At 41.0% G+C, this 244-nt stretch carries 1 rRNA gene; it reads right to left on the bottom strand.

From position 1 onward, the window contains the following. Nucleotides 1–88: ribosomal RNA gene (locus H3H37_RS25675) — 23S ribosomal RNA — on the bottom strand; the annotation flags it as partial. Nucleotides 89–244: the final 156 nt, after the last annotated feature.

The following is a 244-nucleotide window of genomic DNA, read 5'->3' as shown; positions in this document are numbered from 1 at the left end:
TCACTCCCCGCAGCTTATCGCAAGCTACTACGTCCTTCATCGCCTGTAATCGCCAAGGCATCCACCATGTGCACTTATTCACTTGTCCCTATAACTTTAGCCCCTTGCGACTAAACAAAGGAGCGGTTATAGAAATAAGAAGTACTACGTTGTTGCGTTTGTTGATACATACAATCATTACCCATCACAGCAATCTTTCGATTGATGTGATCAATAAATAATCTTTACTTTTACTTCTTCCAGA

The sequence above is a fragment of the Rugamonas brunnea genome (assembly GCF_014042345.1).
Classification (GTDB): domain Bacteria; phylum Pseudomonadota; class Gammaproteobacteria; order Burkholderiales; family Burkholderiaceae_D; genus Rugamonas; species Rugamonas brunnea.
Note: the sequence above shows the minus strand (reverse complement) of the source record. Positions and strands in the feature narration are given on the sequence as shown.